The 13,472-nt window shown below is 41.2% G+C and carries 11 protein-coding genes; 6 read left to right on the top strand and 5 right to left on the bottom strand.

Annotated features, from left to right (window positions below; all coding sequences use genetic code 11):
* Window positions 1-153: 153 nt before the first annotated feature.
* Window positions 154-933, bottom strand: coding sequence for a DUF4184 family protein (locus FTU38_RS07110; protein WP_180110867.1), 780 nt, complete (start codon window positions 931-933; stop codon window positions 154-156).
* A 147-nt stretch (window positions 934-1,080) separates the two neighbouring features.
* Between FTU38_RS07110 and znuD the strand changes: the two genes are divergently transcribed.
* Both znuD and FTU38_RS07120 read left to right on the top strand, forming a co-directional pair.
* Entirely contained in the window at window positions 1,081-3,165 is a 2,085-nt protein-coding gene (gene znuD / locus FTU38_RS07115) for a zinc piracy TonB-dependent receptor ZnuD (protein WP_180059428.1), read from the top strand.
* A 109-nt stretch (window positions 3,166-3,274) separates the two neighbouring features.
* A complete protein-coding gene (locus FTU38_RS07120; protein ID WP_180059427.1) occupies window positions 3,275-4,741 on the top strand; it encodes a phospholipase D family protein in 1,467 nt (488 codons plus the stop codon).
* Window positions 4,742-4,830: 89 nt separating this feature from the next.
* Here the strand turns inward: FTU38_RS07120 and FTU38_RS07125 are convergent, their stop codons facing one another.
* The gene (locus tag FTU38_RS07125; protein ID WP_111885397.1) at window positions 4,831-5,289 is read right to left on the bottom strand and encodes a hypothetical protein; all 459 of its coding nucleotides are present in this window, start codon (window positions 5,287-5,289) and stop codon (window positions 4,831-4,833) included.
* A gap of 183 nt (window positions 5,290-5,472) precedes the next feature.
* Here FTU38_RS07125 and FTU38_RS07130 point away from each other — a divergent pair, with 183 nt between their 5' ends.
* Window positions 5,473-5,955 carry an RcnB family protein gene (locus FTU38_RS07130; RefSeq protein WP_373684000.1) on the top strand — a complete coding sequence of 161 codons (483 nt, stop codon included), beginning with the start codon at window positions 5,473-5,475 and terminating at the stop codon, window positions 5,953-5,955.
* A 68-nt stretch (window positions 5,956-6,023) separates the two neighbouring features.
* On the opposite strand, the gene FTU38_RS07135 is transcribed toward FTU38_RS07130, so the two are convergent.
* Window positions 6,024-6,521: a phosphate-starvation-inducible protein PsiE gene (locus tag FTU38_RS07135; RefSeq protein WP_180094892.1), complete on the bottom strand. Its 498-nt coding sequence runs from the start codon at window positions 6,519-6,521 to the stop codon at window positions 6,024-6,026.
* A gap of 170 nt (window positions 6,522-6,691) precedes the next feature.
* Between FTU38_RS07135 and FTU38_RS07140 the strand changes: the two genes are divergently transcribed.
* On the top strand, window positions 6,692-7,324 hold the full coding sequence (locus FTU38_RS07140) for an FMN-binding negative transcriptional regulator (RefSeq protein WP_180005498.1): 633 nt from the start codon (window positions 6,692-6,694) through the stop codon (window positions 7,322-7,324).
* A 14-nt stretch (window positions 7,325-7,338) separates the two neighbouring features.
* Window positions 7,339-7,884, top strand: coding sequence for a GNAT family N-acetyltransferase (locus FTU38_RS07145; protein ID WP_180110868.1), 546 nt, complete (start codon window positions 7,339-7,341; stop codon window positions 7,882-7,884).
* A gap of 115 nt (window positions 7,885-7,999) precedes the next feature.
* Here FTU38_RS07145 and FTU38_RS07150 read toward each other — a convergent pair whose 3' ends face one another.
* Together FTU38_RS07150 and FTU38_RS07155 are read right to left on the bottom strand one after the other, a co-directional pair.
* Window positions 8,000-9,781: an acyl-CoA dehydrogenase C-terminal domain-containing protein gene (locus FTU38_RS07150; protein ID WP_078194153.1), complete on the bottom strand. Its 1,782-nt coding sequence runs from the start codon at window positions 9,779-9,781 to the stop codon at window positions 8,000-8,002.
* 193 nt (window positions 9,782-9,974) lie between these two features.
* On the bottom strand, window positions 9,975-11,777 hold the full coding sequence (locus tag FTU38_RS07155) for an acyl-CoA dehydrogenase C-terminal domain-containing protein (protein ID WP_180110869.1): 1,803 nt from the start codon (window positions 11,775-11,777) through the stop codon (window positions 9,975-9,977).
* Between the two features lie 350 nt (window positions 11,778-12,127).
* Here FTU38_RS07155 and FTU38_RS07160 point away from each other — a divergent pair, with 350 nt between their 5' ends.
* Entirely contained in the window at window positions 12,128-13,432 is a 1,305-nt protein-coding gene (locus FTU38_RS07160) for an IS4 family transposase (RefSeq protein WP_180110870.1), read from the top strand.
* Window positions 13,433-13,472: the final 40 nt, after the last annotated feature.

A 13,472-nucleotide genomic window follows, 5' to 3' on the forward strand; every position in this document is an offset into this window, starting at 1 on the left:
GAAATCCAACTATATGGGTTAAGGTCAGCGAATACGTAAACAGCGTACCGCTTTTATTCGAATAGGGGATTATGCCTCTTTTTGGCTGTTTTGTCACAAGGACTTATTGCTAAAACAGCCAAATTTACAGCAAATTTTCGGTCAATGATGGGCTTAAGCCGATGACGTTGAAAAAATATTGGTGCTCTTGCTTAAGATCAGAAATATCAGACTACCGAGGCTAAACGTGGCTAAAAATGCACGGAAAAAATAATTAATAGCCTTGCCGACATAGGCATACAGGTCGTGTACAAAGGCATCTGAATAAATACTGTCAGCAAAATAAAAATAACTTGCGATGCCCGCAGCTAAAGACAGGGCCGCTAAACCATATACATAGACTTTGATGGATGTGGGGACGTTTGCAGTACTTCGATAGTGAAGATGATGACGATAAATCATCCATGCCAAAACGGGGAGTGCCAAGCCAGATAATCCAATTTGCAACACGCGATGTAGGGGATATGAATGACCAAAAAATTGAATCGGTAGACTCAATAGATCCTTAAATGCAAAGGTACGAAAGTCAACATGGGTCAAGCCATCCCAAACAATATGCGTCGAAGTTCCAATGATGAGTGCGAGGATGAGACTTAGGATAAACCCACAGCATTGATTGAAATTCTGTAGATGCAGCGGCTTATTTAAACCAAAAAAAGCAAATAACATCGAGCGATAAAGCACATACCACAGCACACAAAACAGCAAACCTAGGATTAAGTTTGGAACAATTAACCCCGACCATTGATGTGAACCTGCATAGTCAGCATTGGTAAATAAACGGAATAAATCTGGCACCATGCTACCAATTGCGAGTGCTGCAATAGGCAGGCGATTTCCGCTTAATTTGGAAATAGGCGGTGCGAGTACAGCATGGGATATGGTAAAAGGCATTGAACTAAAATAAATATATGAATAAATACAATGTGGTATAGGTGAGTGTATATGATTTGGGCAGATTAGAATGTTTTTTATTGCAAAATGAATGAAATGTTATATTATAACATTATTCAAAAATAGCCTGATTTGAGTCTCTCCAACATGTCTTTTCATAAGAATTTAATAACTGTTTCGATTTTTGCAGTGATTGCACCCAACCTTTATGCCGATGACCCAGAACAACAGGTACAAAAGCTCGAAGCCATTAATGTTCAGGTCCATCCTTTAAACCAAAGTGCGGCAGATTTTGCTGTTGCCGATAATGTCATTCAACATAAGGCCCTTGCACAAGGTGGCGTCACAATTGGTGATGCCCTAGCGGGACAGCCGGGTGTATATTCAAATCAGTTTGGTGCAGGTTCAAGTCGTCCTGTGCTGCGTGGTCAAGATGGTCCTCGTGTCAAAGTCTTAGAACATGCCTCAGAGACTGCTGATGTTTCGACCTTATCTCCTGACCATGCGGTTACGGTTGATCCGATTTTGGCAAAACAAATTGAAGTGATCCGTGGGCCATCAACGCTGTTATACGCGGCAGGCACAGTTGGCGGTTTGGTCAATGTGACGGATCAGAAAATTCCAACGGCGATTCCTGATAAAGGTTATGAAGGGCAAGTTGGGGTTCGTTATAACTCAGGCAGTGATGAAAAATTGGCGAGTGCCGGTGTCACGGCTGCTTTAGGTGAGCAATTTGCCATCCGTGTAGAAGGCTCGAAACGAAAAGCCAATGACTATATTTCACCCAATTATTTCCATGATCATGATGGTGAATTAGAAAAAGAACGCCGCGTTGGCAACACTTTTGCAGAAGGGCAAAATGTCAATGTGGGCGCGTCATGGATTCATGATCGTGGTTTTGCTGGACTGTCTTATAGCAACCGACAAGACCAATATGGCCTGCCGGGTCATAGTCATGAATATGAAAGCTGTCATCCACATGATGACCATTTACATTGTGATGGTCATGACAACCATGGGCATACCGATGAGCATGATCATTCAGCCCATGATGAACATGATCACGATCATGATGCAGCAGGTCCATGGGTCGACTTAAAGTCAGAACGTTATGATTTCCGTACCGAACTTGCGAATCCGTTTGCGGGCTTCCAAAAACTCCGTGCACATGCAAGTTATACAGATTATCAACATGACGAAATTGAAGGTGATACAGCGGCAACGACCTTTAAAAGTCAGGGCTATGATGGTCGTTTAGAGTTGGTGCATAACCCGATTGCGGATTGGGAAGGTGTGATTGGCGCACAATACAATCAGCAAAAGCTCAATATCAGTGGTGAAGAGTCACTGATGAACCCAAATAAAACCCAAAAATGGAGTGTATTTGGTTTAGAACATAAACAATTTGGTGATTTTCATGTCGAGCTGGGCGCCCGTGTAGATCAGCAGAAAATTCAAATCGATTCTGCACAAAAAGACTATGATGATTATGGCATCTCTTATTCAGGTGCTGTGAATTGGGCGTTTGCACCCAATTATAAATTGTCCTTGGTGGGTTCTCATCAAGAGCGGTTGCCATTGGCGCAAGAGCTGTATGCAGATGGCAAGCATTTTGCGACCAATACCTATGAACGTGGGAATGAAAATCTAGATGTTGAAAAATCCAATAATCTAGAATTAGGTTTCCATTATGAAAAAGATCAGTTGGATTATCACGTTCATGTGTACCACAACTGGTATGACAACTACATTTATGCCGCAACCAAAGATAATTTTGAAAACTTCCGCTTAGTTGATTACACCCAAGACAAAGCTAAGTTTTATGGCGCGGAAGCTCAAGTAGGCTATGCCATCAATGATATGTATAAACTCAGTGTCTTTGGTGATTATGTTCGCGGCAAAATTGATGGTGAAAATGCGCCACGTGTGCCTGCAGGGCGTTTAGGAACCAAGGTCGATGTTGACTTTGCCGATGGTTGGTCAGGTCTTGCAGAATATTCACATGTATTCAAACAAGACAAAATCACTGCATTTGAGCGTGAAACAGATGGCTACAACATGGTGAACTTGGGTGTAGCCTATAGTGGTCAGTTGAAAGATCAAAATGATTATCGGGTTTATTTCAAAGCCAATAATTTATTGGATGAAGATGTTTATTCTCACACGTCATTCCTTGCCAATATTCCTCAAGTCGGTCGTAATTTTACGGTCGGTCTTGAATTTGGTTTCTAATTGAATTTGCACAGACTTTTCTAAGTAAGTCTAGGTAAAGTCACAGAAATCCTCTTGAAAAATCAATGAATAAAACCTAGTCTGAGCGCATTAGACTAGGTTTTTTCTTATGCGCATCATTCAACGAATACATCACAAGCTCAATTGGTCACGTCGTCGCTATGTGGGTGTGGTCATTGGTTTATTGGTTTTAGGTTATTTGGCATCGGCAACCTATCACACGCTAAAACCACTCCCTGAAGGGCTGAACTACACGGGAAAACTTCGCCATGCTGAAGTGAACTTTTTAGTGGATGAAACCTATATCGATGTGCAAGGAAAGCAGCAACAGGAACATCGCATTTTTAAAGAAATGCTGAAAATGATTGAAGAAGCACAGTCGACCATTGTGTTGGATATGTTTCTCTTTAATCCGCAAGTTGGCGACTCTCAATTAAAACACGAACAATTAACACAGGAGCTGACCGATGCGCTGATTTTGAAGCGTCGCGTATCACCTCAAGTGGAAATTTTTGTGATTACTGACCCTGTCAATTCGGTATATGGCGGCATTCAACCCGAGCATTATCGTCAATTACGACAAGGGGGCATTGAGTTGATGGAAACCAATTTGGTGCCGCTTCGTGCGTCTAATCCAGCATGGTCAGGTTTTTGGTATATCTGTTGTCAAGATATTGGCAATAATCCTGAAAAAGGCTGGTTACCGAACCCATTGGGAACCGAAAAGGTGACGATCCGCAGTTATATGGATCTTTTCAACTTTAAAGCCAATCATCGTAAAACCTTGGTGGTAGATACCGTTGAAGGTTGGAAAGGTTTAGTCACCTCTATGAATCCGCATGATGGTAGCTCACGACATTCTAATGTGGCCTTAACCGTCAAAGGCATGACTGCGATTGATCTGTTAAAGACTGAGCAAGCCGTAGGCATGATGTCAAAAGCCAATATTCCATTTGTGGTGATTAAGGATGTTGAAGCCGCGAAAACTCAGCCACAGGTTCAAGTGCTGACTGAAAAAGCCATTTATGATGCCACACTCGACTTAATTGATAGTGCGAAGAAAGCTGGAACTGAAATTGATATTGCTATGTTCTACTTGTCAGAACGTAAAATTACCAAGGCACTCATTGCTGCGCATGAACGTGGCGTGAAAGTTCGTGTATTACTCGATCCGAATAAAGATGCTTTTGGTCGTACCAAAAATGGCATTCCAAATCGACCTGTAGCATCCGAATTACATGATGCGGGTATTGATGTACGTTGGTGTAATACCCATGGTGAGCAGTGCCATAGCAAGATGATTTTAAAACGAACTGCTTATCAAGCCGATATGATTTTAGGTTCGGCAAATTTCACGGCGCGTAACTTGAAAAACTATAATTTAGAAACGGATTTACGCGTGATTGGTCTGAAAGATGCGCAAGTTTTTAAAGATGCATCACAGTACTTCAATACGGCTTGGTCAAATCTGGATGGTAAACAAATGAGTGTCGATTATAGTAAATATGCAGATGAATCGACCTTGAAATATGTGTTGTATCGCTTTATGGAATGGAGCGGAATATCTACTTTTTAATTTTCCCCTCATCCTAACCTTCCCCCAAAGGGGGAAGGAATTCCCTCTCATTTCAGGAGAGGGTTAGGGAGAGGTGTATTTAGCAATTATTAATTCTTCGGTACAGGATTCGGCGGAACGATTTGATCTAAATCTTTATCTGACATTTGATCTAATTCTTTAATATCGGTTTTGATTTTCCATTTATCTGCATCTTCTACCGGTTGAGGTAAACGAGCTTCTAACCAGTCGCAAATTACGTCTGGAGGAAAGTCAGCATGGTTACATTGAATCACCCAAGACAAGAATTGTTTTGCTTCGCCATTCATATATGGTGGCGGAGAAACCGGTAAAAATTGAGTCGGTAAGCGTTCATTTTTAGAAATATAGTTCAATACATGACCCAATTCTTGAACGGTTTGCCATGCTAAAGGGTGATCTACATTAATTTGAAATTTGAACCACCACGCATTTTTGCCATCGGTGCCATATGAGTCGATTAAGGCTTCTTGGATACTTGGTACTTTCGAAAAAAATTGATGAAGTCGGTCAAAACTTAATTCAGACACAGCGTTTGATCCACTACGAAATAAAATCAATCTTAGCATAATCCAATCAAAAACAGGCTAGCATGAAGGTGCGATCAGCTTGGTCGGAAAATTAACAAATTCTTGCATTTGATGGATTTTTATTCATTTTTTCTCCTAAAATGGGTTTTATACTTAATTTATATACCGTGAAGGAAAGCTTGAGTGAAAGCAACATTATTCTATGCAATGGCAGGTGTGATGCTGATAATGACTTCAGCCAGTACTTTTGCGGAAAACAAATGGGCAAATTACCAAGGTGTAGATACGTCAAAGCCACAACACCGCCCACCGTCGATGAATCGGCCTGGTTATCCCCAACATGGTCAAAGCTATCCACAGCATGCTCCCAATTACCCGCAGCATTACCCGAACTATCCTCATCGCCCTCAATATCCCAATTATCCAAACCGTCCATATCCACCACAGGTGCAAAATGGCATAAGTATTCAATATCAAGCACCGACTACGATTATCCAAAATTCGCAGAGCTATAGTTGGGTCAATGGCGATCCTGCCAGTGCCAGTATTTCCAGTTCAACCTATACGTTTATCAGTGATTGGCAGCGTTTAGGTTTACCTGCACCCCCAAGTGGCATGTACTGGATCTTTGAAAATGGTCGCTATGTGCTGGTGTCTAATCGATAAGGTTTATAATCTTTCCCTTGCGTAGCAGTGCTACTCATCTCCTAAAAGGAGAGGGAACGATTTAGTGTTTAAGCCAATTCATCATCTTGTGGGCGAGGGGTTTTTCCTTCAGGCAGTGGCTTCTCGGAATGCTTATCTCGAATAACCGAAGGGTAAGTCCAAGAGGCATAGCGCACAATCAAAATGGCCACAGCAAGAATGAGGATCGAACCTGTGGTAATGACCAAGCCCATATCTGCTTTATGGTCATGTTGAATATCCGCAATGAGCAAGCGGGTTAGGGCAGTAATGGCAATATAAATTAAAAAACGTACAGGCATATGGTTCGTCTTGAAGTAAATTCCGACCATGGCACCGAGTTCGAGGTAAATAAACAATAATAAAATATCGTCAATCGTGGCGAATTGTTTAACCGTAATAATTTCAAAAATGGTATGACCCGCAGACCATAAAATCATACAGCCGATGACAAACAGTGCAAGATAATGAAAACCTTCTACAGCAATATTGCCAAGTCGGTCGAGGAGGGCTTCGATTTTTTCTACTTTGGGATCACGGTGTGTCATATATATTCCTCCTGTGTAAATTGCGTGAATATTCAATGAAGAACAAGTCATTAAATACCAAGCAAATTTCATGCACATGAAGCGCATATGACAAAAATATTTTTTAGGTTCAATAAAGGTTTTAATGTTAAGTTTGAGCTTAAATTTTGTCCTATAAGAATGAAGCGACGATGTATCAACCAACGCATTTTAAACATGACGAACTGCCTGATCTGATTGATCTTATGCGTAAGTATGCTTTGGCGACAGTAATACTGACTGCACCCAATGGTGAGTTGGAAGTGAATCATTTACCACTAGAATATGACGCTGAGTCAGGCGAATTAGGTGTATTACGCGGTCATATTGCTAAGGCCAATCCAATGTTTGAATTGCTAAATCAGTCAGCGCAAGCCTATGTGATTTTTCATGCCGACGAAGCATATATTTCGCCAAATTGGTACGAAGGAAAACAAGAACATCACCGTGTCGTGCCGACATGGAATTATCGTGTAGTCCATGTTAAAGGCAAGATACGTAAAATTGCAGATGAAAAATATTTACGTGGAATTTTGGCTTGTTTAACTCGTACTCATGAAGCGACGCAACCCATGCCATGGAAAATGGGCGATGCGCCTCATGATTTTATTGCGGAACAACTGGAAAAAATTGTAGCAATTGAAATCGATATTCAGTCGATGATCGGGAAATTTAAAGTCAGTCAAAATCGCAGCGCTATAGATGCGATGAATGTGGAAAAAGCTTTGGAAAGGTCGAATGCTGAAATGGCGGAGTCGATCAAAAAATTTTATCCCATGAAATAACAGGCTAAATAATCATGCCCAATATGATTGAAACTGAACGTTTATGCCTGAGAAAGTATCAGTTAGGAGATGAAATTTCATTATACGAAACATATTTTTCGAATATAGAAGCAACTCGTTATCTGCAGCGGTTGCCACATAAAACGATTCAACAGACTAAGAGTGTTTTAGAAAAGTGGGCAGATCATTATTGGTCGATACACAATCCTGATTTTGCATGGGTGATTAGTGATAAGAATACGCATTTAGCGATGGGCTTACTGTATTTCTTCAATCAAGACAACCATGGAGAAATACATTTTGGGTTAGGGGTGAATTTTCATGGTTGTGGTTATATGACTGAGGCTTTAATTGGGGGAATTAAGTATTTAAAGCAGAATCAGGTCACGAAGGTTGTTTCATCTTTTTGTGCTGAGGAACATCTAGCATCACAAAATGTCTTAATGAAGGCAGGGTTTAAACAAGATAAAGATACAACGCATTGGGCTACATTTCCAATGCTAGACGATCAGCTCCATCCTTGTTTTACATATCGAATGGAATTAGGTGATTGCGAATAAGTAAATATGCTTATGATTTTTTGAAAAAAGTTGTACTCAGTGGTTATGTAATAAGAGTAGTAGATGAATAAAAAAATGCCCGATAAATCGGGCATTTTTGATTTTGTACGGCTAATTAAGCTTGGTTGGTAAAGTAATCTTCAGAGAAGTTCATGATCACTTCAGAACCTGCTTTCACTTTGGCAATGCGTAAAGCCAATTCAGGCAAAATACGCTGCGTGAAGTAAAGAGTCAGTGCAAGTTTGTTTTGGTAGAACTCGCCATCTTTGTCTTTTGCTGCATCTGCAATGCGGGCAAACATATAGGCAAAGCTGAGCAGGCCTACAGCATGTAGGTAATCAACTGCTGCTGAGTTCGGGAACTCAATGTTTTCACGAGCAGCTTCAAGTACATATTGAGTCACAGCTTCAACTTCAGCTGCTGCATCTAAGGTTGCATCTTTGATGTAGTTCAAGCTGGCATCTAAGTTATTGGCAAAATCACGGATTTCTTGGATATATTCAGCAATGAATTCACCATTGCACTTAATGGTTTTTCGACCAATTAAGTCTTGCGATTGAACACCGTTGGTCCCTTCGTAAATCTGTGCAATACGGAGGTCACGGATACATTGTTCCATACCCCATTCACGAATAAAGCCATGACCACCGAAGACCATTTGCGCATCGAGTGTTGCTTGGAAAGCTGTATCAGTTAAATACGCTTTCGCAATCGGTGTTAATAGCGCAACACGGTTATTGGCTGCTTTGACTGCTTCTGGGTCAGTAGAGAACTTGGTAATGTCCAGTTGTTGACCAACATAAACCGCAAATGCACGAGACGCTTCATTGTTGGCACGTGCGTTCAGCAACATACGACGTACATCACCATGAACTAAGATGCTGTCTGCAGGTTTTGCAGGCGATTGAACGCCAGAAGCGCTACGGCCTTGTAAACGATCAGTCGCATATTGCGCTGCATTTTGATAAGCAAATTCAGAAGCACCTAGGCCTTGAATACCCATAGACAGACGTTCGTAGTTCATCATGACGAACATCGCTGCAAGGCCTTCATTTTCTTTACCAACCAGGTAGCCTTTCGCGCCATCAAAGTTCATCACACATGTTGCAGACGCTTTGATCCCCATTTTATGTTCAATAGAACCAGGGCCTACAGCATTACGCTCACCCAATGAACCATCTGCATTCACCAAGAATTTAGGTACGATGAATAGTGAAATTCCGCGTGAGCCCGCAGGCGCATCAGGCGTTTTCGCTAAAACTAAGTGGATGATATTTTCAGAAAGGTCGTGGTCACCGCCAGTGATGAAGATTTTCGTACCAGTAATGTTATAAGTACCGTCTTCATTACGTTCGGCTTTAGTTTTGATAATACCTAAATCTGTACCTGCATGCGGTTCAGTTAAGCACATGGTGCCTGACCATTCGCCTGTATACATTTTTGGTAAATAAGTTTCTTTTTGCTCTTGTGATGCATAGCTGTTTAAGGCCATGCCTGCACCAACGGAAAGAAGCGGGTAGAGCATGAAGGATGGGTTGGTTGCAAACAGCATTTCGTCAGACAGAACAGTCAGCATTTTTGGCATGCCTTGACCGCCCCATTCTTCGTCTGCGCCTAGACCAATCCAACCGCCTTCTGCATATTGTTTGAATGCTTCTTTGAAACCAGCAGGAGTCGTGACATTGCCATTGCTATAGGTTGCGCCTTCTTCATCACCTGTGCGGTTTAAAGGATGAGTGACGTTTTGCGCAAATTTTGCCATTTCTTCAAGAATGGCTTCTGCAGTTGCAGCATCAACGTGAGCAAGATTTTCGTTGTTTTGCCAGAATTGTTCTGCTTTAAAAACATCATTTAAGATGAATTTCATATCTGCAAGCGGCGCATTATAAATTGGCATGTTCGTTCACCTGTTTATTGTTTGAATCTGTGGACTTGGGGCAATTTGTATCGACACAAAGCGTGGAGAAAATTGACCAAAGTAAAATTATGGGACTATTTATAAAGAAAAAGGACTGCCAATGCTATGACCGTCCTTTCTCTATTTCTGCACTCAAGAGTACAATTTTTTGAATATGTTTTAGATATTCACATTAGAATGCAAAGTGTTCTGCATCCAATGCCATAAGAGGATCTAGGCCACCTGCGATCACTTCTACATGAGAGCGAACGCGCGGTAAGATTTTCTTGAAGTAGAAGCGAGCAGTCGTTACTTTCGCATTGTAGAAATCAACATCTGTTGTTCCTGCAGCTAAAGTTTCTTGTGCAACTAACGCCATACGAGCCCATAGGTAAGCAAGCGTTACATAACCAGAGAAGTATAGGTAATCGACCGCAGCAGCACCCACTTCTTCAGGGTTTTGCATTGCTTTCATACCAATCTGCATGGTTAGGTCGCCCCATTCTTTGTTTAGCGCAGCAAGCGGCTCAACAAATTCTTTCATGGCAGCGTTGTCTTTGTTAGCTTCAACAAATTTATGGATGATCTTGGTGAAGTCTTTCAACATTGCACCTTGAGTACCCAATACTTTACGGCCTAACAAGTCAATTGCTTGAATTTCAGTCGTACCTTCGTACAAGCAAGAAATACGTGTATCACGTACGATTTGCTCCATACCGTGTTCTGAAATGAAACCATGGCCACCGAATACTTGAACACCGTGTTTAGCAGACTCAGAACCTGTTTCAGTTAAGAATGCTTTAGCAATTGGTGTTAATAGAGACAAGATGTTGTCAGAGAATTTACGTTCTTCTTCAGTTGCACCTTGTTCCACGATATCGGCATGGAAAGACAATAAGTAAACCAGAGCACGACCAGCTTCAGCAAATGATTTTTGCGTAAGCAGCATGATGCGTACTGCAGGGTGAACGATAATTGGATCTGCTTCTTTTTCAGGTGCTTTAGGGCCTGAAAGTGAACGCATTGCCAAACGGTCTTTTGCGTAAGCAAGTGCACCTTGGAAAGCGCCTTCAGAAGCTGAAAGACCTTGTACAGCAGTACCGATACGTGCAGTGTTCATGAATGTGAACATGCAGTTTAGACCGCGGTTTTCAGGGCCAATCAAGAAGCCTTTTGCGTTATCAAAGTTGATGACACAAGTCGCGTTACCATGGATACCCATTTTGTGTTCAATCGAACCACAACGTACCGCATTGCGCTCACCAATTGAGCCATCAGCATTTACATTGAATTTAGGTACGATGAATAATGAAATACCTTTCGTGCCTTTTGGTGCACCTGGAAGACGAGCAAGGACGATATGGATGATATTTTCAGCCATGTCGTGTTCACCAGCAGAGATAAAGATTTTCTCGCCAGAAATTGCATAGCTACCGTCTGCTTGTGGTTCAGCTTTAGAGCGGATAATACCTAAGTCAGAACCTGCATGAGATTCTGTTAAGCACATCGTACCAGTCCATTCACCTGAAACAAGTTTAGGAAGGTAAGTGTCTTTTTGCTCTTGAGAACCGTGATGTTCTAATGTACGGACAGCACCATGAGATAGACCAGGGTACATACCCCATGCCCAGTTCGACGTACCCACCATTTCTGAAATGATGTTGCCTAAAGAAACCGGTAAGCCTTGACCGCCGTATTGTTCTTCAGCAGATAAAGATGGGAAACCGAGTTCGATATATTTTTGATACGCTTCTTTAAAACCAGTTGGTGTTGTTACAACGCCATCATTCCAAGTACAACCTTCACGGTCGCCGACTTGGTTAAGAGGAGAAAGTTCATTTTCACAGAAGTCAGCAGCAGCTTCTAGATATTGGTCAACCAACTCACGACTTACGGTGTCAGAAAATGCAGGCAGTTGTGCATAGTGATCTTCTGCTTTTAAAAGTTCATGCAGAACAAATTGCATATCACGTAAGGGCGCTTTGTATTGTGGCATATCGTTTTCCTCAATACTGGTTTCTACCAGCGTTAGTAATCCTAAATAACATTTGAACGTGTCTTCAATGACACGTATTGGAATGGTTCTAATCGTGCAACATCTTCTTATTGGGTACAAGCATTTCAGGGTGATTTGTTGGTGACTGTAAAGTCAAAGAAATATCCCTTGAAAAAGCTAAGTGCATTGAGTGTAAACGCTTTTAGATGAAAATGAATGACACAAATAGTCAAAAAGCGTAAAAAGATATGTCCAATAAAAAAGGCACTCATGGGAGTAATGCCAGTCAGTTAAGCAAATTTTAGTAAAATGTAGTAAAAATGAGTGTATGTGAATACGCTCATTTTTTTATGTCTTTATCTGAACATTTAGAATCCACTCTTGAACATTCTCTCCCATCACTCAACCATTTTTGTGAACTTATTGATTTAAATTGGATTGAAACAAGCCTGCATCAAACAGGTAAGGCATCAATCAGAAGGAGAAAATTACCTGCTGAGCATGTGGTTTGGCTTGTTATTGGGCTTGCCTTGTTTCGAAATCAACCCATCAGCTATGTTGTAGAGCAATTAAACCTCGTGTTTGGTACAACAGAATATTGTGTTCCTAGTGCAGCAGTCCAAGCACGACAACGTTTAGGACAAGAGCCTTTAAGTACCTTATTCTCTCTGCTCAGCCAAGCATGGTTTGATGAAACACAGCAACAATATTCAAGCTTTCAAGGACTTAGTATATGTGCTGTTGATGGGGTGGTTTGGTCTATGCCGCTGACCGAAGAGAACTTTAATCATTTTGGCTCATCTAAAGGTAAAACTGCTGTAGCACCTTACCCACAAGTGAGAGCCACGTGCCTAGTCAATACCAATACCCATGAAATCATAGATGCCCAAATAGGCAGTATGGATCAGGGTGAACTCACATTAGCAAATCAATTATCTCCACCAGCACAAAGTATTACATTATTTGATCGAGCTTATTTCTCTGCTGATTTTCTAATAGGGTGGCAAACACGTGCAGAATCAAGTCATTGGCTGATGCGAGCAAAAGATAATTTACGTTATGAAATTATTAAACGGAATTCCCCACATGATTTTCATATCAGGATACCAATATCACCTAGAGCCAAGAAGCTTAACCCAACGTTAGGGGATTATTGGGAGGCACGTTTGATTGAAGTTGAGCAGGCAGGAAAAATCAGACGTTACATTACTTCATTATTAGATTCAAAGACATACCCACTTATAGCCTTGGCAAAGTTATATGCTCAGCGTTGGGAAATTGAAATGTGTTACCGAGAAATTAAAAGCAATTTGCAGAAAGGTAAGCTCTTAAGAAGCAAGCAACCAGACTTAATTTATCAAGAATTATGGGGTGTCTTGATTGCCTATAATGTTCTGAGACGACAAATGAAACGTATGGCTCAACGAGCTAAAGTAAGTCCTTTGAGAATCAGTTTTCATATTGCATCTATTGCCCTTCTTAATTTACTCAGATTCGACTCTTTGGCTTCTGCAGGTAATCTCCCCAAACATCTGGAAAGTTTAATGGAGAAATCTAATCGGTATGTTATACCTGAGAGAAGAGTGAGGAGTTATCCAAGGGTTGTAAAAGGAAAACCTCAAAAATACCCAAGAAAAAGCCAGTCAATCTCTTAACTGACTGGCATTAACTCATGGGAGTGCCTTTTTTACACAA

Source organism: Acinetobacter sp. YH12098 (assembly GCF_013419235.1).
In the GTDB taxonomy this organism is placed as follows: domain Bacteria; phylum Pseudomonadota; class Gammaproteobacteria; order Pseudomonadales; family Moraxellaceae; genus Acinetobacter; species Acinetobacter amyesii.